Genomic DNA, 25,467 nt, shown 5'->3' on the forward strand with positions numbered 1-25,467 from the left:
TATTCGATTGTGCTGATCTTTAGCGGCCCGCACGATAAGGGCGTGACCTCCCGTGATCGCCTGCTCGGACTGACCGTCGTTGTGCTCTGGGGCCTGAACTTCCTGGCCATCCGCATCGGCCTCGACCACTTCCCGCCCTTTTTCTTCGTCGCGCTGCGCTTCGCCGTCATCGCGATCCCCGTGCTGATCTTCATTCCACGTCCGGCCGTGCGCACCCGCTGGCTGCTGCTCTACGGCACCGGCTTCGGCATTCTGCAGTTCGCGTTCCTGTTCACGGCGATGCGCACCGGCATGCCGACCGGCCTCGCCTCACTGGTACTGCAGTCCTCGGCGCCGTTCACGGTGATGCTGGGCGCGGTGCTGTTGCGCGAGCGCTTGCGGCCGGTGCAGGTCGCCGGACTCGCGGTGGCCGTGTTCGGCATGGTCATCATCGGCGCCGACCGCTTGGCCAACGCCACCCTGCTGCCGGTCCTGCTGACGTTGGCGGGCGGCCTGGGCTGGGCGTTCGGCAATATCGGCGCCCGTCAGGCCGGTGCCGACTCCCCCGGCTACAACCCCCTGCACCTGACGCTGTGGATGTCGGTGGTTCCCGTCGTGCCGATGCTGGCGCTGTCGATGGCTGTCGAGGGGCCTGGCACCGGTTTCCGCGCGGTCGGCGCCGCGTTCTCCGCCGACGGCCTGCCCGCACTCGGCGCCGTCGCCTACATCGCCGTCCTCGCGACCGTGTGCGGTTCGGGCCTGTGGACCTATCTGATGAGCCGCTATCCGGCGGGCACCGTGGCGCCGTTGTCGCTGCTCGTGCCGGTCGTCGGCATCGCGGCGGCGTGGGTGGTCCTCGACGAACAGCCGTCGGTGGCCGCGCTGATCGGCGGGGCGATCGTGATCGCGGGCGCCTTCGCGGCAACCACCGGCCTGGGCCTTCCGAAGGCGCCATCGCCCGCCCCCACCCCGGAATTGGCCCGAGCCTGAACCCGAATTCAGCCCACGACCGCTCGAGCTCTGGCTAGCATGTGACCGGTCGCCCGATGTGTTTCCGTGCGACCGGTCGGTTTTGAGCTCGCGAACGACGCACAGGTCGATACAGCCAGGTCTTCGCCGCGCTCTAGAGTGGTAGCAAATCCCAGGCAATACTCGAGCAAGGCAGCTGAACAGCGTATGGCGGAACAGCGGTGGCCCGTTTCGCGAAGGAACCTTCTTCGTGGCACGGTCGCAGCGGGGGTGATAGCGGCGGGGGCCGTGGCGGGAGCGCCGGGATTCGCCGCGCCGCCGGGGCGCCGGGTAGCGGTTCTGGGCGGCGGTGTCGCCGGGCTCACGGCCGCGCACGAACTGGCCGAGCGCGGGTTCGAGGTCACCGTGTACGAGGCACGCGCGCTGGGTGGCAAGGCCCGCAGCGTGGGGGTGCCGGGTACCGGCCGCGACGGCAGACCCGATCTGCCCGGCGAGCACGGGTTCCGTTTCTTCCCCGGCTTCTATCAGAACCTGCCCGACACGATGCGCCGCATTCCGCATCCGGGCAATCCCGACGGCGTGTGGAACAACCTCATCGCCGTGCCGGAGGCCCGGTTCTCCCGCCGTGACAGCGACGACATCACCCTTGCCCTGCCCGACAGCTTCACCGCCGCGCAGGCGACGCCGGACTCGATCCGCGAAACCCTGGCCGGCACCATCGCCACGACCGCCAAGATGTCGGCGGCGGAAGGCCTGTTCTTCGCCAATCGGCTGATGGTGTTCAACACCAGCTGCGATGCCCGCCGTTTCGGCCAGTGGGAGCACACCTCCTGGTACGACTTCGTGCACGGGCACGAACGGTCGCACGAGTTCCGCGCGGTCGTGTCCCGGTCGCTGACATCGATCATGGTCGCCGCCAAGGAGAACCTGGCCAGCACTCGCACCATCGGCAGCATGGGCGAACAGTTCCTCGGCAACCCGCTCGGCCTCGGCAACGACGGCGGCCTCGACCGCGTGCTCAACAACACGACCAACGCCGCCTGGATCGATCCGTGGGTGCGGCACCTGCGTGAGCTGGGCGTGCGTTTCGAACTCGGCGCGCGGGTCAGCGAACTCGAGGTGCGCGACCGGCGGATCCGGGCGGCCCGGATCACCGACGCCACGGGCGCGCGCACCGTCGACGCCGACTATTTCGTGGTGGCGCTGCCGGTGGAACACGCGAGAAAACTGTGGTCGTCGCAGGTACTCGCCGTGGCGCCCGAACTCGCCGCGACGGAGCGGCTCTTCGTCGACTGGATGAACGGAATACAGATCTATTTCCGTGCGCCCCTGCATATTTCGCGCGGACACACGGCCTATGTCGATTCACCGTGGTCACTCACCTCGATCAGCCAGAATCAGTTGTGGACCGACAAACTGCCGTCCTTCGGCGACGGCACGGTGGCCGATTGCCTTTCGATCGATATCTCCGACTGGAATTCGCCGGGAATGCTGTACGGCAAACCCGCCACCGCGTGCACCCACGAGGAGATCTTCCGCGAAGTCTGGGCACAGTTGAGCAGCCATCTCAACGATCGTGAACAATTGCTCCGGCCCGCCGATGTGCATTCCTGGTTTCTCGATCCGGGAATCACCTGGCAGGGCAGTCACAACGCGAATGCCGACCCGTTGCTCATCAATACCGCCGGCTCGTGGGATGCCCGCCCCGAGGCGCACGGGTCGATCGAGAATCTCTTCCTCGCCGGTGACTACGTGCGCACCGATGTGGACCTGGCGACCATGGAGGGCGCCAACGAGTCGGCCCGTGCGGCGGTGAACGCGCTGCTCGACGTGGCGGGCTCGCCGGCACCGCGCTGCCGTGGTTTCCGGCTGCGCCGCACCCCCGAACTGGAGCCGCTGCGCATCATCGACGCCGACCGCTACGCCAAGGGCATGCCCAACCTTTTCGACGAACCGACCTGACCCGGACAAGCTCACACCGCTCCCGCACGCGCGCCCGGACGGCGCGCACATAGACTCGCGGCGTGGCAGACATCTCGGTGCGTGGGCGCTTGGCCTTGCGAGCAGCGGCAGCAGCGTCGTGGGCTTCGCAGAAGGCGGGTCGCGGCAAGGGTTCGATGATCGGCGGCCTGATCGCGTTGAAGATCGATCCGTCGATCATGACGCAGCTCGGGCGCGGTCGGCGAACGGTGCTGATCACCGGCACGAACGGTAAGTCGACCACCACCCGGATGACGACCGCCGCGCTCGGCACGCTCGGCGACGTCGCCACCCAGGCCGACGGCGCCAATATGGACGCGGGCATCGTGGCCGCGCTCAGCCTGCACCCGGGTGTGGCGCTGGCCGCGATCGAGGTCGACGAGCTGCACCTGCCGCACGTGAGCGACGCGCTGGATCCGGCCGCCGTGGTACTGCTCAACCTCAGCCGCGACCAGCTCGACCGGGTCGGCGAGATCAACATGATCGAACGCAAGCTGCGTGCCGGGCTCCTGCGTCATCCCGACACGGTCGTCATCGCCAACTGTGACGACGTGCTGGTGGCCTCCATCGCCTACGACCACCCGAATGTGGTGTGGGTGTCGGCGGGCAGCGGCTGGGCCGTCGACGCGACGAGTTGTCCGCGCAGCGGCGAGCCGATCGTCTGGGAGGGCGAGAACTGGCGCTCGACCGGTGCCGATTTCCATCGCCCGCAGCCGGTGTGGTGGCTCGAGGGCGAAGACCTGTGCGGCCCTGACGGTTTCCGCGCTCCACTGCATCTGGCGCTGCCGGGTCGCGCGAATCGCGGCAATGCCGCGCAGGCGGTGGCCGCGGCGGTCGCGATGGGCGCCGAGCCCGCGAAGGCCACCGATGCCACCGGCACTGTGCGCGAGATCGCGGGCCGCTACCGCACCGTCACCGTCGGCGACCACGACGCGCGGTTGCTGCTGGCCAAGAACCCCGCGGGCTGGCAGGAAGCGCTGTCGATGATCGACCCGGCCTCGGCCGGTCTGGTGATCGCGGTGAACGGTCAGGTGCCCGACGGCGAGGACCTGTCGTGGCTGTGGGACGTGCGGTTCGAGCACTTCGAGGGCGTGCAGGTGGTCGCCTCGGGCGAGCGCGCCACCGATCTCGCCGTGCGCCTCACCTACGCGGGTGTCGAGCACACGCTCGTCCCGGATCCCGTGCGCGCCATCGCCTCCTGTCCCCCCGGACATGTCGAGGTGCTGGCCAACTACACCGCGTTCCGCGATCTCAACCGTGACCTGGAGGCCCGCAAGTGAGCGAGTCAACCCTTCGTATCGGCCTCGTGCTGCCCGACGTGATGGGCACCTACGGCGACGGCGGCAATGCCCTGGTCCTGCGCCAGCGCCTGCGGATGCGGGGCTACGACGCCGAGATCATCGACATCACCCTCGCCGATCCCGTCCCGGATTCCTTCGACATCTACACCCTCGGCGGCGCCGAGGACTCCGCGCAGCGCCTGGCCACCCGCCACCTGCAGAAGTACCCCGGCCTCCAGCAGGCCGCCGCCAAGGGCGCACCGGTGCTCGCCATCTGCGCCGCCATCCAGGTGCTCGGCAACTGGTACGAGACCTCGGCGGGCGAAAAGGTCGACGGCGTCAGCCTTTTCGACGTCACCACCTCGCCGCAGAAGGTGCGCGCCATCGGTGAGGTCACCACCACGCCGCTGGTTCCCGGCCTGAAAGCGCCCCTCACCGGCTTCGAGAACCACCGGGGCGGCACGACTCTCGGCTCCGATGCCACCCCGCTGGCCCGCGTGACCCGAGGTGTCGGCAACGGCGTCGGCGACGGCACCGAGGGCGTGGTCCAGGGCTCGGTCTTCGGCACCTACCTGCACGGCCCCGCGCTCGCCCGCAACCCCGAGCTGGCCGACCTCCTCATCGCCAAGGCCCTCGGTATCCCCGCCACCGACCTGGCTCCCCTCGACCTTCCCGAGGTCGATCGCCTCCGCAAGGAACGCCTGCGCGCCTGACCCGACAGCGGATCGACGCCGCCACGCGGACTTCCGCTCATCGCGACTTTTAACCTCCCGTAATCGCTACCTGCGCCGATAGCGTCTCCCTTCGCAGTGCTGGACGAATCCGCCCGGCACCGGAGGTGAGGAGTGCCGAGGTGACCGCAGTGGTGTCGACCGTGGACGCCGACGAAGCGGCCGGTGCGAAACCGAGCACTGCGAAGGCACCTCGGCGGGGTGGTTCGGTGCTGGCCGCGGTGGTGGCGCTCGGCGTCGTGCTGGCCGGCTGGACGGTGGTGACGGCGGCCGGATTGGTCGACCCGCTGTATCTGCCGTCGCCGAAGGCGGTGTGGGATGCCTTCGTGCGCGCCAATTCCACGCATCGGATCGCCGACGGCGTGGATCGGTTCGTGGTCGGCGAGCAGAACTACTACCTGTGGGAACACCTGCTGGCCAGCCTCCAGCGGATCGCGATCGGGGTGGGTGCGGCGATCGTGGTCGGGCCGCTGGTCGGGTTCGTGATGGGGATGGTCGCGCCGGTGCGGTGGGTCACCGAGCCGATCCTGAACTTTCTGCGCGCCCTGCCGCCGCTGGGTTACATCGGTCTGCTCATCGTGTGGTTCGGCATCGGCGACACCGCCAAGATCTGGCTGCTGTTCCTCGCCGCGTTCCCGCCGATCGTCATCGCGACGCTCGACGGCGTACTGGGCGTGAAACAGGACTACCTCAACGCGGCGCGCTCACTGGGCGCCGGTCGCGCACAGGTCATTTCCCTCGTCGTACTCCCCGCGACCCTGCCCAACGTGATCAGCGGTATCCGCATCGCGACGGCTTTCGCCTGGACCACGGTCGTGGCCGCCGAACTCAACAACGGCATCCCCGGCATCGGCGGACTCGCGTATATCGCGGGCACGCAACTGAATACGCCGCTCACCATCGCCTGCATCATCGTGATCGGCGTGGCGGCGATGCTGCTGGACGCGGTGATCGTGTTCATCGGCGCCCGAGCTGTTCCCTGGAAAGGCAAAGTATGAAAACCGCACTGCGCAGGGTCGTCGCGACCTCGGCCGCACTCTCCGCCGTTGTCGCTGTCACCGCGGGCTGCGTGGAATCGGGGCGGGAGGACACCGGCGCGGCCGCGAGCTGCCCGTTCGCCGCCGATCCGAGCGTTACCAGCACCGTTCGCCTCGGCTTCCAAGCCATCCCCAACGGCGATCTGGTGGTGAAGGACCGCAACCTGCTGCAGGCGTGCCTGCCGAACGCGAAGATCACCTGGAGCCAGTTCTCCTCCGGCGCCGATGTGGTGCAGGCCTTCGGCGCGGGCGGACTCGATATCGGCACGCTCGGTTCGAGCCCGGCGACCAAGGCGCTGTCCGCACCGCTGAACCTGCCCGTGCAGGTGGTGTGGATCCACGACGTGATCGGCACCTCGGAATCGCTTGTCGTGCGGGACAAGTCGATCACCAGCTTGGCCGGGCTGGCGGGCAGGAAGGTCGCCACGCCCTTCGGCTCCACCTCCCACTACAGCTTGCTCGCCGCGCTGGACAAGGCCGGTCTCACCGGCAAGGTGGAGCTGATCAACCTCGCTCCCGACGCGATTCCCGGTGCGTGGCAAGGCAATCAGATCGATGCCGCCTGGGTCTGGGACCCGACGCTGTCCAAGCTCACCGCGGCGGGCGGTACGGTGCTCACCAGTAGTGCCGAGACCGCGGCGGGCGGTGCGCCGACCTTCGACGTCGCGATCGCCGACAAGAAATTCCTCGCCGACAACGCCGCGTTCGCGAAGACCTGGGCCAAGGTGCAGGACTACGCCGTCGGTCAGCTGAAGAACCAGCAGGCCGAGGCCGCGGTGTCGATCGGCGCGCAGCTCGGTATCGCCCCCGACAAGGTCGTTCCGCAGCTGGCGGGCTACCAGTACCTGCCCGCCGCCGAGCAGGCAGGCGCGAAGTACCTGGGTGGCGGCTTCGGCGCGGACCTCGCCGGTACCGCGCGATTCCTGTTGAGCCAGGGCGGCATCGCCGCGGTCGGCACCGATCAGCAGTACCGCGACGGCATCTCCGCCACTGCCGCGGCGGGCGCGGGCTCGTGACCACGGGGCCGGTGGCCGCCGATGCCGAGCGGGTGACGTTGACCGGGGTGAGCAAGAGCTACCCCGGTCCCGACGGCGACGTCGTGGTGCTCGCGCCGACCGACCTCACCATCGAACCCGGCGAATTCGTCTGCGTCATCGGCCCTTCCGGCTGCGGCAAGTCCACCCTGCTCAACATCCTCGCCGGATTCCTCCCACCGACCTCGGGTGCGGTGCGGGTCGGCGATCGAGTGGTCGATGGACCCGATCCCGACCGCGGCGTGGTCTTCCAGCAGGCCAACCTCTACCCCTGGCTCTCGGTCCGCGGCAATGTCGAGTTCGGTCCGAAAGTCCGTGGGGTGTCGAAGCAGACGCGGCGGGCCGACGCGCAGCGGCTGCTGGAGCTGGTCGGACTCGACCAGCTCGGCGACCGCAAGCCCTACGAGCTCTCCGGCGGCCAGCAGCAGCGCGCGCAGATCGCCCGCGTGCTGATCAACGATCCCGGCATCGTGCTCATGGACGAGCCATTCGGCGCCCTCGACGCGTTGACCAGGGAACGACTCCAGCGCGAACTGCTCACCCTGTGGCGCGATCGCCGCAAGACGGTGCTGTTCGTCACCCACGGCATCGAGGAAGCCATCCTCCTCGGCACCCGAATCCTGGTGATGGGCACCGAGCCCGGCCGGATCGTGCACGACGTCACGCCCACCTTCGAGGCGGGCGCCGACTTCGCCACGATCCGTGCCGACCCCGAGTTCAGCGCCGTCCGAGACGAATTGGCTCGCCACATCTACGCGGCGCACGCCTGATCTAGACGGCGACGCTCACCTGCCGACGGGTGATGAGCCAGCCGACGAGCGCGGCGAGCGGGAACATCAGCACGCCGTAGACCGCGGCGGGAACGGCCAGCTCGGTGCTGTCGAGCACGCTGATCGCGATGGTGATGGCGATGGTGCTGTTGTGGATACCGACCTCGAACGAGCAGGCGATGGCCTGGCGGTCGGCGACGCCGAGCAGGCGCGGCAGGTAGTAGCCGACCGACAGGCTGATCAGGCAGAACACGACGGTGATGGCGCCGACGTCGGCGAGCGAGTCGGTCAGGGTCTCCCGCTCGCTGACGATGGTGCCGACGATCACCAGCAGCAAGGTGATCGCCGACCCGATGCGGACCGGCTTGTCCATCCGGTCCGCGAACTCCGCCGACCAACGGCGCACCAGCATGCCGAGGCCGACCGGAACCAGCACGATGGCGAACACCTGGATCACCTTGCTCAGCTGCAAACCGACGGAACCGTCCTCGCCGCTCGGCTCGAAGTAACCGATGGCGAAGTTGGTCACCAGCGGCACGGTGACGACCGCGATGATCGAATTGACCGCGGTCAGCGACACATTCAGCGCCACGTCACCACGGAAGAGGTGGCTGAACAGGTTCGCTGTCGTCCCGCCGGGCGAGGCGGCGAGCAGCATCATGCCGACCGCCAGAATCGGCGTCAGGTCGAACAGCAGCACCAGGCCGAACGCGACCACCGGTAGCACCAGCAATTGGCAGACCAGCGCGATGGCGACGATGCGCGGCGTCTTCGCGATGCGGGCGAAGTCGGCGCCGGTGAGCGAGAGCCCGAGGCCGAACATGATCACCGCCAGCGCCAACGGCAGACCGACTGATACCAGTGGAGAGTTCATAGCCACACACTTCTCGTCGAGCAGTCCGGGTCGAGGTACCGACCGGATTGAGACGCTCCGGTCTCAATCTCGCAGCGTAGCCAGCTGTGACGTTCGTCGCAGCGAAATCGACAAGGTATTACCCCGTCGAGACGACAGCCTCCGGAGCGGCGGCATGACTGCCGGTGCACAGATCGTGGACGAAGCGCATCTTCTCCAGCACCCGCTCCGGCAACACGAAGGGGTACAGGTCGTCGCGGCCCATCGAGCGGTTGACCATGTTCAGCGACCAGGTCAGCGGCAGCCAGAGCTCGATGATCTTGTCGAACCCGGCGCGGCCGATCTGTGGGCGGTCCAGCGTCGCGCCCGCCGGGGCGAGTCCGAAAGCGGCCGCCGTGTCGAGGGTGTCGCGGATGTGCAGGTAGTGGGCGAAGGTCTCGGCCCAGTCCTCGGCGGCGTGCATCGTGGCGTAGGAGGAGACGTGGTCGCGTTTCCAGCCGCTGGGCGCACCCTGGGAATAGTGGCGGTCCAGCGCCGCCTGGTAGTCGGCGAAGGGATCGCCGAACAGGTCGCGAAAGCGTTGCAGGGCAGCGTCGTCGGCGACGAGCACGGAGAAGTAGTAGTGCCCGGTCTCGTGCCGGAAGTGGCCGAGCAACGTGCGGTACGGCTCGGCCATCTCGATGCGCAACTGCTCGCGGTGCGGGTCGTCGGCCTCGGCCAGGTCGAGGGTGACCACGCCGTCCATATGGCCGGTGAGCACGCCGTCGGTCCGGCTGGACAGCAGATCGAAGGCCAGCCCGTGTTCGGGATCCTCGTCGCGGCCGACGATCGGCAGCCCGAGCTCGACCAGCTCGAAGATCAGTCGCCGTTTGGCCGTCTCGGCCTCGGCGAACGCGGCGAGGCCGTCGGTGTCGGTGTCGTTGGGCCTGGTCCTGGTGAGCTTGCACGACACGCACAGGCCGGGACCGGACGCGTCACCGTCGACCAGCCAATTGCACTGCGCCACATGCAGGTTGTCGCACAGGCGGAAGCGATCGCTGTCGACGACGCCGGCCACGTGGTCGATCGCCTCGTCGCTCGGCGGGTCACCGATCACCACCAGCGCCCGTTCCCCCAGGCTGAAACCCAGTGCGCTGCGGCACGACAGGCAGACAGAGTTCTCGAAAGCCAGCTGCTGGCCACAGTTCGGACAGACGAAATCACGCACGGACTACACCTCCACCGGGGCCACATCGACCGATACCTTGATTGTGGACTGCTTCGCGTCGGTGTAGATGATGCCACGCAGCGGCGGAACGTCCTGGTAATCGCGACCCCACGCCACGGTCACGTACCGCTCGTCGGCGAACTGGTCGTTGGTGGGGTCGAAGGCGATCCAGCGGCCGGTGCGATCGGTGTCGTCGGCGCCGGGCAGCCAGACCGCGGCCCACGCGTGCGTGGCGTCGACGCCGACCATGCGTTCCTTGCCCGGCGGCGGGTCGGTGGCGAGATAGCCGGAGACGTAGCGTGCGGCCAGGCCCTGCGCGCGCAGGCACGCCGCGCCGATTCGGGCGAAGTCCTGGCATACGCCTTCGCGGGCGGCGAACACGTCGGCCACGCTGGTGCTCACCGTCGTGGACCCGGAACGGTACTGGAAGTCGTGGTGGATGCGCGTGTTCAGCTCGGTCACGGCTTCGAGCAGCGGCCTGCCCGGCGGAAAACTCTCCACGGCGTACGCGACGACGTCGGGGGTGATCTCGGGCGGGAGCAGATCGAGGGTGAACTCGACGGCCAGCGGGCCGGTGGCAGACGTAGGACGCGCCGACTCCCAAGGCATGTCGGCACCCGGCAGCGCCGCCGGGTCTTCGCCGTCGACATCGATGAGGGACTCGCCGGTGACCTCGAGGTTGCGATGCTCGGAGGTCACGTGGAAATACGTCGTGGTGTTGCCGTAGACGTCGGTGCCCACCGAGCGGTCCGAGGGCACCGGGTCGATGTAGATCTCGTGCTCGAGCAGGCGCTGACCCGGATATTCGCGCGGGGTGAGATACGCGCGACCGTAGGAGCTGGTCACCTCGTCGGAGTAGCTGTAGGTGGTGCGGTGCACCACCATGTATCGCCGGGTCATCCGACCATCCTGGTATTGCCCCAGAGCGGCTGAATACCCAGCGGGACGGTGAGTTTGGTGGCCTCGAACGATTCGGCCAGCTTGCGCAGTCGCAAGTGCACCCCCTCCAGCAGTTCCACCAGTTCGGTGCGCACGCCGTCGTCGTCGGTGTGTTCCAGGTCGGCCGGGTCGACGCGGCGCAGCATGCGCTGGGCGTCGGCGAGCAGGCGCTGCGAACGCGAGGCGCCGGAACCACCGGGCAGCGCCTGGAAGTCGGCCTCGAGACGGTCGAGCTGATAGATCAGCGACCGCGGGTTGCCCGGGTCGAACAGCAGCAGTCCCGCGAGCGCGGCCACGTGCGCCGAACCACGATGGCGGCGACGGTAACTCACCGCCGACTCGGTGGCGGTGAGCACCGCCTCCGCGACCACCCCTTGCACTTCGGCCGAACTCCGTCGCCCCAGTGCGGCATTGATCAGCGACGTCACCGCCAGCCCGCGCTCGATCCGTTTACCGATATCCATGACGTACCAGCCGGTGTCGCGCACCAGCGACTCCGCGCCGATCCCCGACAGCGATAGCAACGCTGCCAGCGCCAGCGAATGCACCGACGACAACGCCGTCTCCTGTTCGGTACTGGCGCTGCGGAATTCGGCCAGTGCGCGGTCGACGGCGCCGATGATCATCCAGGTGTCACCGGACAATTGATCGCGCACCGCTCGCGCGGCGGATCCGTAGTGATCCACCGCGTACGACAGCGACCCGGCCAGCTCACGATCACCGGTCAACGAGGCCAGGTACCCGAATCCCTCAGCCGAAGCTCCGGCCACCGCACGGCGCGCGGCCACACCGTCCTGACCACTGGAATCCATGGCTCGGTGGGTGAACTGGCCCTGCGCCTGTCGCGACCGAGCGAGCACCGGCTCGGGCTCGGGGGCCGGCACCGGCTCCGAACCACGTTCGGGCGTGACACCGGTGGTGCGCAGCGCGCGGGCCAGCGCACTGGTGCCCGCCCGCTCCCACGGCGCCTCTGCCTCGGAATCGGGTTCGGGCTCGTCCGCTGTGGGCTGATCCCGACCAGCGGACCGGCTCTGCCCCGCCGACTGTGATGCCTTCGGTTCAGCGGGCGCGTCGTGCTCCACCGCCTCCGTTCCTGCATCTTCGCTGACCGAGGACCGCGATGACCGCGTCGCCAACGGGTCAGGCGCTTCGGCGCCTACCGAATCACGGTGCCCAGCATCGGGGTTCGGATCTTCGGTTGCGACATCGCCGGATCGCACGGCCACCAGCTGACCGATTCCGTTGGGCAGCACCGACTGTGGAGCGACGGTGCCCGTGGTGATCGACAGGGCACGCATGAGGATCGGCAAGGCTTCGGCGCCATCGAGCCATGGTCGGTAGCGATAGTCCTGATAGACGTCATGGGTGGCGGCGAGCAGGCGGACCACCGACTCGGCGCGTTCGCTGTAGCGGCCCATCCAGAACAGGTCGTTGAGCACGCGCGGCGAGCTGATCGCCTCGACGACCGGCACCGCCCTGCGCAACCGCTCCTCGTGCGGCGCTTCGGAACTCGCCGCGGGCACGGCGGCCGGAGCCGCGCGGACCCACACGTCCTTCGCGGCCACTTTGATCACGCTGCGGGTCGGTTCGAGCCGCATGCGCTGCTGACCCAGGCCTCCCGACATCGCCGTATAGCTGCCCCGCCTGGCCAGCGAGAACAATCGCATGCCCACCGGTGCCGGCGCCAGCCCCGCCGGGCCGTCGACCGCGGGCGCGACCGAGAACTCGGCGGGCTCCTGCCCCACCCACTTCCATCGCTCGACCTCGATCCGGGCGGCGAGATCGGCGCGCTCGGCCGCCGACAGGCTCGGTCCGAAGATCGTCGAGCCGTCGACAGCGGAGCGGATCACCAGGTCACCGACGTGCGACACCAAGTGCGCGCGCTCGGTGTCGTCGCCACCCCAGTAGGTGGGGGTCGCATCGAGCAGCAGATCCTCGCCGAGCACCGAGCGGGCGATGCGCGGCAGGAACGGGCTCAGCGCGGGCGATTCCAGCAACCCGCTACCGAGGGTGTTCACCACCGTCACCGCACCGCGACGCAGCACCTCGACCAACCCGACCACGCCGAGCCGCGAATCGGGGCGCAGATCCAGCGGGTCGGAGAACTCGGCGTCCACCCGCCGCAACACCACGTCGACCCGTTCCAAGCTGCCGAGCGAGCGCATCCACAGCGCACCGTCGCGCACCACCAGATCGGAACTCTCCACCAGCGGGAACCCGAGCATCTGCGCGAGATAAGCCTGGTCGAAGGCGGTTTCGGAATGCGAACCCGGGCTGAGTACGACGACGACCGGCTCTTCCCCATCGGCCAGTTCGGGCGCCGCCTCCTCGAGCATCAACCGCATGGCCCGCGCGAACGGGCTGAGTGGACGCGGTCCCGCGTGCTCGAAAGCCTCGGGAATGGCCGAAGCCACCACACGACGGTCGGCCAGCGCGTACCCGGCGCCCGAAGGTGCCTGCGCCCAGTCGGCGAGAACCCGGAACTGCCCGTCACTCCACCGGCTGATGTCGCAGGCGTGCAGAAAGAGCTGGTGGGTGCCGGGGATCGTGATGCCGTGCGCGGCCCGCACATACCCGGTATTGCCGAACACCACCTCCGGCGGCAACAGGCCCGAACTCAGCAGCCTGCGCGGGCCGTAGACGTCGGTGAGCACCTCATCGAGTACCAGCGAGCGCTGCACGAGACCGGTTTCGAGGCGGGTCCAGTCCTCGGCGGACACCAGCAGCGGAATCGGGTCCAGCCGCCACGGTTGCGGTATCGCGGTGTCGTCGTCGCCGCCCAGGCCGACCTCGGTGTAGGTGACACCGTCGTCCTCGATCTGCCTGCGCACCCGGTGATCGATCCGGTCGATCCCGCCGATCCCCTGGTCGATGAAGTCGGCCGACAGCTCCGACCACATCGACCGCACCCGCCCACGACCGTCGACCAACTCGTCGTAATAGCCCCTGGTCGGCCTGCCGCACTCGTCGAAGCGCGCCCCCGCCGAACTGTCAGCCCGATACCGCGCGAACTGCTCGGCAACCTGAGCGCGAACGCCCGATCCCGGCCGATTCCCGCCCCGTTGCGCTTCATCGCGCTGAGCCACCGAGCCTCCTGTGTCTATTTGCGGCTGGCGCCGCGGGGTTTTGCGGCCCCGATTGTCCCGATTCTTCCCTCCTCCGGTCAGTCGCTGCGCTCCCTCCCTCCGTCAGTCCAGAATCGGGACGGCCGCAAAACCCAAAGCCGGTGACTTCCATCGACTGGTGACCAGATCGGTGTGCTGGTCGCCCCGGCGTTCTGTGGCGCGCCGGGCCTCCCCTTTCCTACTGGCCCCACACTGTTCGCGCGCGGCGTAGGTCCAGGATGCCTGGTGCTCCCACATCGGTCGACTGTGCCGCGATCTTCGCACGGAGTTCGGCGGGATCGATCGGGTTCACCGTATGACCGGCGGCCTCGAAACGGCGGTTACGGCGCGATTGGGCGGCGACGGCGTTGACAGGGGCGTCGTCGTAGGCGCGGCCGCCGGGGTGCACGACGTGGTAGGTGCAGCCGCCACGGGAGATGCCCGTCGCGACGTCTATCAGGTCGAACACCAGGGGGGCGTCGACGGTGATCGAGGGGTGCAGGGAGTTCGGCGGCTGCCAGGCGCGGTAGCGCACGCCCGCCACCTGCACATCGGATTTGTCGGTGGCCAGCAGCGGAACCGGCATGCCGTTGCAGGTGAGGACGTAGCGGCCGCGGTCGGCGCCGACCAGTCGCACCTGCAACCGTTCCACCGAGGAGTCCACGTAGCGAGCGGTGCCCTGGCCGGTGGTCTGTTCACCGAGGGTGAGCCAGGGTTCGATCGCCCCGCGCAGTTCCAGCTCCGCCTCACCGATCATGGCGGTGCCGATACGGGGGAAGCGGAATTCGGTGAAGGGGTCGAGCCAGGCCGTGTCGAAGTCGACGCCCGCCGCGCGCAGGTCGGCGGCCACTTCGGCGATGTCGTTCATCAGGAAGTGCGGCAGCAGATAGCGGCCGTGCAGGTTGGACCCGTGCCGGATCAGCGGTGCGCGCAGCGGCTTGTCCCAGAACATCGCGACCAGGCCACGCACCAGCAGCGATTGCACCATCGCCATCTGGAAATGCGGCGGCATCTCGAAGCCGCGCAGTTCGAGCAACCCGAGACGGCCGCGCGCGGAGTCGGGGCTGTACAGCTTGTCGATGCAGAACTCGGCACGGTGGGTGTTGCCGGTGAGATCGGTGAGCAGATGGCGCAGTGCGCGATCGATATGCCAAGGGGCCGACTGGATCTCGGACGGCGTCGGCCCGTGGGCTTGCTCGGCGGTGAGCCTGGCGACCTCGGCGAAGGCGATCTCGAGTTCGTAGAGCGCGCCTTCGCGACCCTCGTCCGCGCGGGGCGCCTGCGAGGTCGGGCCGACGAAACGACCCGCGAACAGGTACGACAGCGCGGGATGACGCTGCCAGTAGGTGAGCATGGAGACCAGCAGGTCGGGGCGGCGCAGCATCGGCGAACGCGCCGGGGTGACCCCGCCGAGGGTGATGTGGTTGCCGCCGCCGGTGCCGCCGTGCGTGCCGTCCACGTCGAACGACTCGGTGCTCAGCCGGGCGAACCTGGCCTGCTCGTAGAGGGTGTTCAGCACCTCGGCCTGCTCGGCGAACGAGCTGGTGGGCATGATGTTCACCTCGATCACGCCCGGGTCGGGCGTCACCGAAAACGTCTGTAGCCGTGCATCACTCGGCGGGGCGTAGCCCTCCAGCACCACGGGCTGGCCGATCGCCACCGCGGCCGCCTCGACCTTGGCGATCAGATCGAGGAAGTCGTCGAGCTCGGCGACCGGCGGCAGGAACACGTGCAGCCGCCCCTGTCTGACCTCGGCGACCAGCGCGGTCGTCGGGGTGAAATCGGCGGGCTCCACCGCGGCGGGCGGCTCGGCCCGTTCCGCGCGCAGCGGTTTCTGATAGAGCGGGTCGCTGTCGGGCAGGATCGGCGGCGCGTGCCAGGACACCGACCCGATCGGAAGGCGAAGTCCGGCAGGCGAATCACCATCGGCCAACACGATCCGGCCCCGGCCGCCCTCGGCACGCCCGCGACGCAGCTGCCAGTCGGCACTGGCCCAGCCCGCGCCGTCGGCCCGTCGATGAATCGGCAGCACATACGCCGACGGCTGATCGACCGACTCCTCCAGGCTCTCGAGCAGTACCCGCCGCACCTCGGGCGAGTCCTCGGCCGGGTCGATGTCGGCGGGCGGCGGATCGCCGTACGGCGCACTCACGGTCGCCGCCAACCGCGCCAGCGGATCCTCGAACGCGGGCCGCACCTGTCCATCGGGCAACCCCAGGGTGCCCGCGATCTCAGCGATCAGCGCCTTGGCCGCGCCGATATCGGCAGCGGGCGCCCGGTCGGGGATCACTCCGGCGGCCGAGTTGATCGGCTGCGAACGGGCGAGCTGGATGGGTGGGTAGGCCGACTGCGGCGCACTCGCCTTGCCCTTCTTCCCGCGAAGTTTGCTCTTCCGCAGCACTTTTCGCAGTGGGTCCTCGGCCTTCTCGGCAGCCTTGACCGACTCCGCGGCTTCCTTCGTCGGCTCCTCGACCTTCGTCGACTCCTCGGCCCTCTTCGGCTCCTCGGCCCTCTTCGCGGGGCGAACGGAACCGCCGGCTTCAGCGCTGGCCTGCTGACTCTCCGCGGCCCGGCGGTGCTCGGCGGCGACGAACTCGACAGGCTCGTCGATCAGCGCCGGTCCGTCGTCGAACTCCACCACCTCCAGGTCCACGGCCTCGAGAGCAGGTTCCGCGGCTTCCGCGAGATCGGCCTCGTCGACCACGTCGATACCGACCGGCTCGCTGTCGCGCCGGACATCGTCATCGTCGGCGAGCCCCAGCGCGACGACGGCGGCAGCGAGTTCGTCACCGCCGACCCGACGGCGCGCGTCGAAGACCGCGACCATGTCGACCGGGCCAACGGGGGGTAGCTGCGCATCGAGCACCGACACCGCGTCGACCGGCCCCGGCACGTCATCGGCCGCGTTCACGCCGGACTCGTCCGCCAGGCCCAGCGCGACAACAGCGGTCGCGACCTCGGCACCGGCCGAGGCGTAGCCGTTCGAGTGCCCGCCGGTCTCGGCGACCGGCTTCACCGGCGTGTGCTGCGAAATCGGTGTCCACGGGTCGGTGAGCAGGTCCTGGCGCTGCCAGACCGGCTCGCCATCGGGCCGCCACGCGATCGCAATCTCCCAGCGGGGCAACGGTTCTCCGGGATACCACTTGCCCTGGCGATACTGCACGATGCCGGTCGGCGCGTAGATCGCGCGGAGCCTGTCGGCCAGGTCGACGGCGCGCTCACGTTTGTGTCTGCCGTCTGCGTCGGTGGTCCACTGGGCGCTCATCTGGTCGTCGATGGAGACGAAGGTGGGCTCGCCGCCCATGGTGAGGCCCACATCGGCCGCGGCCATCCGCGCGTCGATCGCGGCGCCGGAGGCGACGATGCGGTCCCACTGGGAATCGGTATAGGGCAGCGTGACTCGCGGATCCTCGTGGATACGCCGAACCACATTGCTGAAGTCGAGGGTGGCCTCGGTGATCCCGGTCGCCCCGGTGATCGGGGCGGCGGCGCCGGGATGCGGGGTGGCCGCGAGTGGGATGTGGCCCTCGCCCGCGAACAGTCCGGAGGTGGGATCCATGCCGACCCAGCCCGCGCCGGGCAGATACACCTCGGTCCAGGCGTGCAGGTCGGTGAAGTCGGCGGTCGGGCCCGACGGGCCGTCCAGCGAGGGCACGTCGGAGGTGAGCTGGACCAGGTAGCCGGAGACGAAGCGGGCGGCCAGCCCCAGCTCACGCAGCACGCCGACCAGCAGCCAGGCCGAGTCGCGGCAGGACCCGAGCGCGGTGCGCAAGGTGTGATCGGGTGTCTGCACACCCGCCTCCATGCGCACGGTGTAGTCGACCGAATTGCGCAGCGCGTAGTTGAGTTCCACGAGGTAGTCGATGGCACGGGTCCGGCCCTGCGGCCGGTGTACCCGCGCCCACTCCCGCAACAACTCGCCGGGGCCGCTGCCCGGCTCCGCCTCGTCGACGCGCCGCAGATAGGGCGCGAGATCCTCGGCGAGTGCGGTGTCGTACTCGAACGGGAAGAACTCCGCGTAATCCTCGATGAAGAAGTCGAACGGGTTGACCACCTCGAGGTCGGCGATCAACCCCACGGTGATCGACAACTCCTTGGTCGGATTCGGAAACACCAGGCGCGCAACGAAATTGCCGAACGCGTCCTGCTGCCAGTTGACGAAGTGCTCGGCCGGCGACACCTCGAGCGAATACGCCTCGATCGGCGTCCGCGAGTGCGGCGCGGGGCGCAACCGCACTTCATGCGGATGCACCTCGACGAGACGATCGAAGGAGTATGCCGTGCGGTGCTCGAGTGACACCTTGATGCCCATCCAACAAGTGGACCACACACCCCCGACACCGCGCGGGTCGACGAAACCTGAGTTTCCCGACCGGCCCCCCTTTCGAAACACGCTGGTAATAGCGCGGGGCAGGGACCACATCGATTACCGCCGACTCCGCTCCCCGTAGGCTGGCCGGGTGAGCTACGACCACATCCTCCTGCCGTCCGGCGTCGCCAGCTCTGTCGACGAGATCGACGCGTACCTGGCCGCCCAGGAAGGCGTGACCGAGTCCGCATCGATCGCCGAGATCGCGGCCGAACTGAACGCGCGCAACGCCGAACTGCCGGTGGACGACTCGTTCCTCAGCGTCGAATCCGTCGGCGGTCCCAGCGGCGACACGCTCTACATCCCCTCGCCGTACGACGCCATCGGCTTCGTCCGCAATCTGCTCTTCGACCTCGCCACCCCGCGCGGCTACGCCGTCTACGATCCGCAGCTGACCTGGCTCATCGACCCGGCGGGCCACATTCCGATCAACGTCACGCACGGTGGCGCGGGCGAATTCCCCTATCTCACCGAGGAATTGGCCCACCACTGGGTGGCCGGGCTCGCCGCGCCCAACCCGTATCTCATCGTCGAGCAGGGCGAACAGCGCTACATCCAGACCTATCGCGACCCGAACGGGCCCTACACCCTCGAATATCGCGACGGCGGCCCCGACCGGCATTTCGGCACGACCCTCGACGACCCGGCGCAGGTCGCCCGCATCATCTGGGAGTGGGCCAACGGCAAGCCCGCCACCACCGACGGCGTCGCCTGGACCCGCGTCGAGCTCTGATCCCGGTACGGACGTGACCGGCGGCGACCACCGCGCCGCCATCCGTCCTACAGCGTCCGCCTGCCGGACAGTGCCCGTCCGAGGGTCAATTCGTCGGCGAATTCCAGGTCGCCGCCCATCGGCAGCCCGGAGGCCAACCGGGTGACGGTGAGCCCGGGGAAATCGCGCAGCATCCGCACGAGATAGGTGGCCGTCGCCTCGCCCTCGGTATTCGGGTCGGTCGCGATGATCACCTCGCTCACATCGATGCCGTCCTCCTGATTGCCGATGCGGGTGAGCAGTTCCCTGATCCGCAGCTGATCCGGCCCGACGCCGCTGAGCGGATCGAGCGCACCACCGAGCACGTGGTAGCGACCACGGAACTCGCGGGTGCGCTCGATCGCCTGCACATCCTTGGGTTCCTCGACCACACAGATCATCGTGCGGTCGCGGCGTGGGTCGGCACAGATCCGGCACAGCTCGCCATCGGCGACGGTGCCGCACGACACACAGAACTGGACGCCGTCGCGCACCTTCTGGAGAGCGGCTTGCAGCCGGTCGATATCCGGCGGCTCCACCTGCAGCAGATGAAAAGCGATGCGCTGTGCGCTCTTCGGACCCACGCCGGGCAGTTTGCCCAGCTCGTCGATCAGATCCTGAACCGGCCCCTCATACATCAGAAGTCGGGCAGACCGGGCATCGAGCCGCCGCCGAGACCCTGCGACAGCGGGCCGAGGCGCTCGGCCGCGAGCTGCTGCGCATTGGCCATCGCGTCGTTGATCGCACCGATCACCAGGTCCTGCAGTCCGTCGACATCCTCCGGATCGACCACCTTCGGGTCGATCGTCAGCGCGATCACCTCGCCGCTGACCTTGATTTTGGCCTGCACCAGACCGCCGCCGGCCTGACCCGCCACCTCGGTCTCGGCGAGCTCGGCCTGCGCCTGCATCACTGCCTGCTGCATCTGCTGAGCCTGGGCGAGCAGTGCCTGCATATCGAACTGACCATCACCGGGTTGCACAACACTCCTGTGTTTTTTGGCGGCTGGCGCCGCGGGGTTTTCGGCCCTGGGGGCCTCGCACCCGAGGGACGATACTGCGCCTTCGGCGTTTCCGTCTCGCCCCTCGGGTGCGAGGCGGCCGAAAACCGTGGGATACGTCGGGTGCGGGGCATGGCCGCGTGCGGTTGCCAGTTTAGTCGTGGGAAACGGTCACTGAAACGATGGTTCCGCAGACGATTCGCGCATACGATCAGCCTAGGTAGGGCAATGATTCAGCAATCTCTAGGAGATCCGATGAATGTGTCCCGTGCGCGCCTGGCTTCGATGATGGCCTTGGGCGTATCGTTCTCCAGCCTGCTTCTTCTCGCACCCGCCGCCGTATCGGCCGATTCCGGGACCGGGATCAACGACTACGGCAACGGCTGCGTTCTTGATTCCGGCAATCGGGCGGCGACCGTTGATTCGTTGCGTTTCCGGTGCAGTGTCACCCAGCAGGACCAGATCTACCGGGACTCGCAGGCGGGCGCGGTGCCGGTGGGCCTCACCAACGGGTGGGTGACACGCCCGCAGCAGTTCAGGGGGGCCGCCGAGTCGCTGTGGATCGGCAAGGTGTTCCGCACCGGGCCCGACGGCGGCACACTGACCAACCGGGTCACCGGGGCCGGGATCGAGGCATTTCCCGCCGATGTCTATCGCGCACCGTCGATCCTCGACGGCGCCCCCACCTGGGCGCTGAACTACGCGCCGTCACCCACCCCGCAGGTCTACGACGAGATCCGCGAGGTCACCCCCGGCGTCTGGTTCGGCTATTCGTGGTGGCGCGAGGGCTCGTGGCCGCTGCTCGCCGCCTTCGTGCTGACGCCCGCCTGATCGGTTCTTGACCCTCCACCCGCTGGAGGGTGTTCCCTGGACTTCATGACAGCAACCGTGGCGATCGGCGAGTTCGCCCGCCTCACCCATCTGAGCGTCAAGACGCTGCGGTACTACCACGAGATCGAGCTACTCGAGCCCGCCGCGGTGGACGCGGGCACCGGCTACCGCCGCTATTCCACCGACCAGGTGGAGCGGGCGCATCTGATCCGCCGCCTGCGCGACCTGGACATGCCGCTCCCGGAGATCCGCACCGTGCTCGCCACCGCGGATCCCGCCGAGCGTGACACCACCCTGCGGGCGCACCTCACCAGGATGGAGGCGGCGCTGCAACGCACCCGTGAGGTGGTGGTCTCGCTGCGCGCCCTGCTCACCACGCCCCCGCTGCCGATCGAGGTCGACTACCGGATCGAGCCCGCGTTCACGGCGCTCACGGTCACCGAACAGGTCGAGCGCACCGACATCGCCGACTGGTGCGGCACGGCGTTCGAGCAGCTGTACATGATCCTGCTGGAGTCCGGTGTCGATCCGGGAGGCGTTGCGGGCGCGACGTATTCGACCGAGTTCTTCACCGAGGCCAACGGCGAGGTCACCGCGTACGTGCCGCTGCCGCCCGGGGCCGAGTTCATCCCCACCCGCGGCCTCGCCATCGTCGACTTTCCCGCCCGCCACTTCGCCGTGGCGGTGCACGACGGCCCGTTCGAAGACTTCGACCGCACCTATGGCGCCCTCGGCAGCCACGTCGCCGAGCACGGCGCCGCACTGCCCGACGAGCCGGTCCGCGAGCGCTACCTCGTGGGACCGGACATCACCGATAACCCGGCCGACTACCGCACCGAAGTGTGCTGGCCGATCACCGAAGGAGAAATCTGATGACCATCGCCCTGGCGAACATCACCATGGACTGCCACAACGCCACGGCCCAGGCCGAGTTCTACGCGCAACTGCTCGACGTACCCGTCGACCCGGAGGCCTCGCAGTTCTTCGCCACCGTCGGCAGATCCGCCGGTCTCGCCCCGATCCTGATGTTCATCCAGGTTCCCGACAAGACACCTGGCAAGAACGTGGTCCATCTGGATTTCCACACAGCCGAGTGGGCCGACTACATCGAACGCGCAGTCAGCCTGGGCGGCAAGCACATCGGCGACTTCGACGAGTACGGCCTCCAGTGGACCACCCTCGCCGACCCCGAAGGAAACCTCTTCGACATCGGCAAGGACTGACCCGTGAACTGAGCTCAGGCCAGTTCGCGCGAGAGGTTGCCCAGCACCTCGGCCTGGATCTTCTTCAGGCCGAGCGGGGCGAAGATGCCCTCGAAGATGCCCGAGATGCCGCCCGCACCCTTCCAGGTGGTCTCGACGGTGACCTTCGAGCCGGTGCCGTCGGGGGTGACGGTCCAGGTGTTGACCATGGTGGAGTTGGCGTCGCGCTCGGTGAGAACCGAATCGGCCACCGTCACGGTCGCGCGCACGTTGCGTGAGCGCTTCTCGGTGGCCTGCAGCGTCCACTCCACCACGGTGCCCGCGCCGTTGCCGCCCTCGACAACCTTGTAGTCGCGGTAGTGCGAGGAAAGAATGCGCGGCCGGATCGTCTCGTAGTCGCCGATCGCGGCGAGCGTGCGCTGCGGATCCGCGGCGACGACGATCGAACTGCTGGCGCTGACCTGTCCCACTGTTGACTCCTTGCTGGGGTGTGGCGATATCTCGACCGGGTTACATCCTGCCCTGTCCCCGACCGCTTCACCCGACCAGGTTCGGGCGCTGCGGGAACATGTGCGTGACATTTTGTCGCGGCGCGCAAGTATCCGGTGGCCCGGCGGACACGGTCGTACTAGCGTCAAAGGGTGGCAGTGAGTCTTTTGGGTAGGGCTGGTCACGAACCGGCCACACGCGAGTCCGGATATGCCGCGCATCGAGCGGGAGTGGAGCGACTGCTGGCAAGCTATCGCGCCATCCCCCCCGGCGCCGTCGTCCGGCTGGCGAAGAAGACATCGAACTTGTTCCGGGCCAGGGCGGCACCCACCGCGCCCGGTCTCGACGTGTCCGGCCTCGGGCAGGTGATCGCGGTAGATCCGCAGGCCCGCACGGCCGACGTCGCGGGCATGACCACCTATGAGGACCTGGTGGCGGCCACCCTCCCCTACGGGCTGGCGCCGCTGGTGGTGCCCCAGCTCAAGACCATCACCCTGGGCGGAGCGGTGACCGGTCTCGGCATCGAATCCACCTCGTTCCGCAACGGGCTACCCCACGAATCCGTGCTGGAAATGGACATTTTGACCGGGGCCGGGGAGATCGTCACCGCGACGCCGACCGGCGAGCACGCCGACCTGTTCCACGGCTTCCCCAACTCCTACGGCACTCTCGGATACTCCGTCCGGCTGAAGATCGAACTCGAACCCGTCCTGCCGTTCGTGGAATTACGCCACGTGCGATTCCACGACCTGCGCGAACTGGAAGCCGAACTCGATCGGATCGTGGTCGAACGCCGCTTCCAGGACGAAGCTGTCGACTACATCGACGGCGTGGTGTTCAGCGCGAACGAGAGCTACCTGACCCTGGGTCGCCAGACCGACGAGCCCGGCCCGGTCAGCGACTACACCGGAATGGACATCTTCTACCGCTCCCTGCAGCACCCCGACGGCGTGATCCGGGACCGGCTGACCATCCACGATTACCTGTGGCGCTGGGACACCGACTGGTTCTGGTGCTCGCGCGCGTTCGGCGCGCAGAACCCGAAGATCCGCAGGCTCTGGCCGAAGTCGCGCCGCCGCAGCAGTTTCTACTGGAAACTGGTCGCGCTCGATCGCAAGTACCACATCGACGACCGCAGGCAGGCCCGCAAGGGCAACCCGCCGCAGGAACGCGTCGTACAGGACATCGAGGTGCCGGTCCAGCACACCGCCGACTTCGTCGAATGGTTCCTGCGGGAAATACCCATCGAGCCGATCTGGTTGTGCCCATTGCGCTTGCGTGCGCTCGACGACGCGCCGGCGACGGACGGTGCGCGTCCGTGGCCGCTGTATCCGCTCGAGCCACAGCGCACCTACGTCAATGTCGGATTCTGGTCGGCGGTGCCGACAGAGCGAGGTCAACCGGAAGGGGCGGCCAACCGCGCCATCGAGAAGATCGTGTCCGCGTTCGACGGACACAAGTCGCTCTACTCGGACTCCTACTACGACGAGGCCGAGTTCGCCGAGCTCTACGGCGGCGACACCTACACCGAACTGAAGACCCGTTACGACCCGGACCAACGACTGCTGAATCTGTATTCGAAGGCGGTGCAACGCAAGTGACGACATTCAAGGACCGATCCGAGGTATTGGCCGAGCTGGGCACCCGGCTCAACATCGCCGAGGTCGTCGAGAGCCTCGTAGACGGCGAAATCCCCGTCCGCCTGACCGCCTACGACGGCAGCGCGACCGGCCCGGAGGACGCGCCCTACGCGCTCGAGATCAAGACCCCACGCGGCATCAACTACCTGGCAGGCGCCCCCGGCGACCTCGGCATGGCGCGGGCCTATATCGCCGGCGACATGATCGCCGAGGGAGTGCATCCCGGCGACCCGTACGACATCTTGAAGGCCATGCAGGACATGAAGTTCCATCGTCCTTCGGCATTGTCGCTGGTCACCATCGCGCGCTCGCTGGGCTGGGAGCGGCTCAAGCCGATCGCGCCCCCGCCGCAGGAAACGCTGCCGCGCTGGCGCCGGATCGCGCTGGAAGGCTTACGCCACTCCAAGACTCGCGATGCCGAGGCGATCCACCACCACTACGACGTCTCCAACAAGTTCTACGAGTACGTCCTCGGCCCGTCGATGACCTACACCTGTGCGGTGTACGGCGACGAGGACTGGACGCTCGAGCAGGCACAGGAGAACAAGTACCGGCTGATCTTCGACAAGCTGCGCCTGAAGGAAGGCGACCGGCTGCTCGACATCGGCTGTGGCTGGGGCGGCATGGTCCGCTATGCGGCGCGCCGTGGCGTGAAGGTGATCGGGGCGACGCTGTCGGCCGAACAGGCCGCCTGGGCACAGCAGAAGATCGCCGAGGAAGGTCTCAGCGAGCTCGCCGAGGTCCGGCACAGCGACTACCGCGACATCCCCGAGGGCGAATTCGACGCGGTCTCCTCGATCGGCCTCACCGAGCACATCGGTGTGCACAACTACCCGTTCTACTTCGGCTACATCAAGGACAAGCTGCGGGTGGGCGGCCTGTTCCTCAATCACTGCATCACCCGCCACGACAACACCCGCACCACCAAGGCGGGCGATTTCATCGACCGCTACGTGTTCCCCGACGGGGAGCTGATCGGCTCCGGACGCATCATCTCCGATATCCAGAACGTCGGCCTCGAGGTGCTGCACGAGGAGAATCTGCGCGAGCACTACGCGCTGACGCTGCACGAGTGGTGCAAGAACCTGGTCGCCAATTGGGACGCGGCCGTCGCCGAGGTCGGCGAGGGCACCGCGAAGGTGTGGGGCCTGTACATGGCGGGATGCCGACTCGGCTTCCAGCGCAACGTGATCCAGCTGCACCATGTGCTCGGCGTGAAGCTCGACGCGAACGGCGCCTGGGACGTCCCGTTGCGCCCGTGGTGGCAGCCGTAGGTCGCTGATCGCGGCCCGGGCCACCGGG

At 68.2% G+C, this 25,467-nt stretch carries 21 protein-coding genes; 13 read left to right on the forward strand and 8 right to left on the reverse strand.

Annotated elements, in window-relative coordinates; genetic code table 11:
- The first annotated feature begins 42 nt into the window (after positions 1 to 42).
- From ACFVVI_RS16545 to ACFVVI_RS16575, 7 genes are all read left to right on the forward strand, one after another.
- Positions 43 to 969, forward strand: coding sequence for an EamA family transporter (locus tag ACFVVI_RS16545; RefSeq protein WP_378994370.1), 927 nt, complete (start codon positions 43 to 45; stop codon positions 967 to 969).
- Between the two features lie 186 nt (positions 970 to 1,155).
- Entirely contained in the window at positions 1,156 to 2,910 is a 1,755-nt protein-coding gene (locus tag ACFVVI_RS16550; RefSeq protein ID WP_378994372.1) for an FAD-dependent oxidoreductase, read from the forward strand.
- Between the two features lie 62 nt (positions 2,911 to 2,972).
- The gene (locus ACFVVI_RS16555; RefSeq protein ID WP_387445931.1) at positions 2,973 to 4,208 is read left to right on the forward strand and encodes a MurT ligase domain-containing protein; all 1,236 of its coding nucleotides are present in this window, start codon (positions 2,973 to 2,975) and stop codon (positions 4,206 to 4,208) included.
- The gene (locus tag ACFVVI_RS16560; protein ID WP_378660960.1) at positions 4,205 to 4,921 is read left to right on the forward strand and encodes a type 1 glutamine amidotransferase; all 717 of its coding nucleotides are present in this window, start codon (positions 4,205 to 4,207) and stop codon (positions 4,919 to 4,921) included. The genes ACFVVI_RS16555 and ACFVVI_RS16560 overlap by 4 nt, the downstream gene beginning before the upstream one ends.
- 149 nt (positions 4,922 to 5,070) lie before the next feature.
- Positions 5,071 to 5,937 carry an ABC transporter permease gene (locus ACFVVI_RS16565; RefSeq protein WP_387446168.1) on the forward strand — a complete coding sequence of 289 codons (867 nt, stop codon included), beginning with the start codon at positions 5,071 to 5,073 and terminating at the stop codon, positions 5,935 to 5,937.
- On the forward strand, positions 5,934 to 6,992 hold the full coding sequence (locus ACFVVI_RS16570) for an ABC transporter substrate-binding protein (protein ID WP_387445932.1): 1,059 nt from the start codon (positions 5,934 to 5,936) through the stop codon (positions 6,990 to 6,992). Before ACFVVI_RS16565 ends, ACFVVI_RS16570 begins: the two co-directional genes overlap by 4 nt.
- Positions 6,989 to 7,780: an ABC transporter ATP-binding protein gene (locus ACFVVI_RS16575; protein WP_387445933.1), complete on the forward strand. Its 792-nt coding sequence runs from the start codon at positions 6,989 to 6,991 to the stop codon at positions 7,778 to 7,780. The genes ACFVVI_RS16570 and ACFVVI_RS16575 overlap by 4 nt, the downstream gene beginning before the upstream one ends.
- A gap of 1 nt (position 7,781) precedes the next feature.
- Here ACFVVI_RS16575 and ACFVVI_RS16580 read toward each other — a convergent pair whose 3' ends face one another.
- From ACFVVI_RS16580 to ACFVVI_RS16600, 5 genes are all read right to left on the reverse strand, one after another.
- Entirely contained in the window at positions 7,782 to 8,654 is an 873-nt protein-coding gene (locus ACFVVI_RS16580) for a bile acid:sodium symporter family protein (protein ID WP_378994381.1), read from the reverse strand.
- A gap of 118 nt (positions 8,655 to 8,772) precedes the next feature.
- Complete coding sequence (locus tag ACFVVI_RS16585) at positions 8,773 to 9,840, reverse strand: putative zinc-binding metallopeptidase (protein WP_378994383.1); 1,068 nt, start codon at positions 9,838 to 9,840, stop codon at positions 8,773 to 8,775.
- Positions 9,841 to 9,843: 3 nt separating this feature from the next.
- Positions 9,844 to 10,740, reverse strand: coding sequence for a transglutaminase N-terminal domain-containing protein (locus tag ACFVVI_RS16590; RefSeq protein WP_379312832.1), 897 nt, complete (start codon positions 10,738 to 10,740; stop codon positions 9,844 to 9,846).
- Positions 10,737 to 13,865 carry a circularly permuted type 2 ATP-grasp protein gene (locus ACFVVI_RS16595; RefSeq protein WP_387445934.1) on the reverse strand — a complete coding sequence of 1,043 codons (3,129 nt, stop codon included), beginning with the start codon at positions 13,863 to 13,865 and terminating at the stop codon, positions 10,737 to 10,739. Before ACFVVI_RS16595 ends, ACFVVI_RS16590 begins: the two co-directional genes overlap by 4 nt.
- Positions 13,866 to 14,082: 217 nt before the next feature.
- Positions 14,083 to 18,195: a transglutaminase family protein gene (locus ACFVVI_RS16600; RefSeq protein ID WP_387445935.1), complete on the reverse strand. Its 4,113-nt coding sequence runs from the start codon at positions 18,193 to 18,195 to the stop codon at positions 14,083 to 14,085.
- A 148-nt stretch (positions 18,196 to 18,343) separates the two neighbouring features.
- On the opposite strand from ACFVVI_RS16600, the gene ACFVVI_RS16605 reads away from it, so the two are divergent.
- A complete protein-coding gene (locus ACFVVI_RS16605; RefSeq protein ID WP_378638622.1) occupies positions 18,344 to 18,985 on the forward strand; it encodes a hypothetical protein in 642 nt (213 codons plus the stop codon).
- Positions 18,986 to 19,032: 47 nt separating this feature from the next.
- Here the strand turns inward: ACFVVI_RS16605 and recR are convergent, their stop codons facing one another.
- Together recR and ACFVVI_RS16615 are read right to left on the reverse strand one after the other, a co-directional pair.
- Positions 19,033 to 19,641, reverse strand: coding sequence for a recombination mediator RecR (recR, locus tag ACFVVI_RS16610; protein ID WP_056822003.1), 609 nt, complete (start codon positions 19,639 to 19,641; stop codon positions 19,033 to 19,035).
- Entirely contained in the window at positions 19,641 to 19,958 is a 318-nt protein-coding gene (locus ACFVVI_RS16615; RefSeq protein WP_378994502.1) for a YbaB/EbfC family nucleoid-associated protein, read from the reverse strand. Before ACFVVI_RS16615 ends, recR begins: the two co-directional genes overlap by 1 nt.
- A 300-nt stretch (positions 19,959 to 20,258) precedes the next feature.
- On the opposite strand from ACFVVI_RS16615, the gene ACFVVI_RS16620 reads away from it, so the two are divergent.
- Genes ACFVVI_RS16620 through ACFVVI_RS16630 form a run of 3 tightly spaced genes read left to right on the forward strand, consistent with a single transcriptional unit; the run spans position 20,259 to position 22,057 of the window.
- On the forward strand, positions 20,259 to 20,834 hold the full coding sequence (locus ACFVVI_RS16620; RefSeq protein ID WP_378994391.1) for a hypothetical protein: 576 nt from the start codon (positions 20,259 to 20,261) through the stop codon (positions 20,832 to 20,834).
- A gap of 45 nt (positions 20,835 to 20,879) precedes the next feature.
- The gene (locus ACFVVI_RS16625) at positions 20,880 to 21,707 is read left to right on the forward strand and encodes a MerR family transcriptional regulator (RefSeq protein WP_378994393.1); all 828 of its coding nucleotides are present in this window, start codon (positions 20,880 to 20,882) and stop codon (positions 21,705 to 21,707) included.
- Positions 21,707 to 22,057, forward strand: coding sequence for a VOC family protein (locus ACFVVI_RS16630; RefSeq protein ID WP_378994395.1), 351 nt, complete (start codon positions 21,707 to 21,709; stop codon positions 22,055 to 22,057). Before ACFVVI_RS16625 ends, ACFVVI_RS16630 begins: the two co-directional genes overlap by 1 nt.
- Before the next feature lie 14 nt (positions 22,058 to 22,071).
- On the opposite strand, the gene ACFVVI_RS16635 is transcribed toward ACFVVI_RS16630, so the two are convergent.
- Positions 22,072 to 22,506 carry an SRPBCC family protein gene (locus ACFVVI_RS16635; RefSeq protein WP_056822013.1) on the reverse strand — a complete coding sequence of 145 codons (435 nt, stop codon included), beginning with the start codon at positions 22,504 to 22,506 and terminating at the stop codon, positions 22,072 to 22,074.
- A gap of 177 nt (positions 22,507 to 22,683) precedes the next feature.
- Here ACFVVI_RS16635 and ACFVVI_RS16640 point away from each other — a divergent pair, with 177 nt between their 5' ends.
- Both ACFVVI_RS16640 and ACFVVI_RS16645 read left to right on the forward strand, forming a co-directional pair.
- The gene (locus ACFVVI_RS16640; RefSeq protein WP_387446170.1) at positions 22,684 to 24,126 is read left to right on the forward strand and encodes an FAD-binding oxidoreductase; all 1,443 of its coding nucleotides are present in this window, start codon (positions 22,684 to 22,686) and stop codon (positions 24,124 to 24,126) included.
- The gene (locus tag ACFVVI_RS16645) at positions 24,123 to 25,439 is read left to right on the forward strand and encodes a class I SAM-dependent methyltransferase (protein ID WP_378994398.1); all 1,317 of its coding nucleotides are present in this window, start codon (positions 24,123 to 24,125) and stop codon (positions 25,437 to 25,439) included. The genes ACFVVI_RS16640 and ACFVVI_RS16645 overlap by 4 nt, the downstream gene beginning before the upstream one ends.
- Positions 25,440 to 25,467: the final 28 nt, after the last annotated feature.

It is taken from the genome of Nocardia sp. NPDC058114 (assembly GCF_042884695.1).
Classification (GTDB): domain Bacteria; phylum Actinomycetota; class Actinomycetes; order Mycobacteriales; family Mycobacteriaceae; genus Nocardia.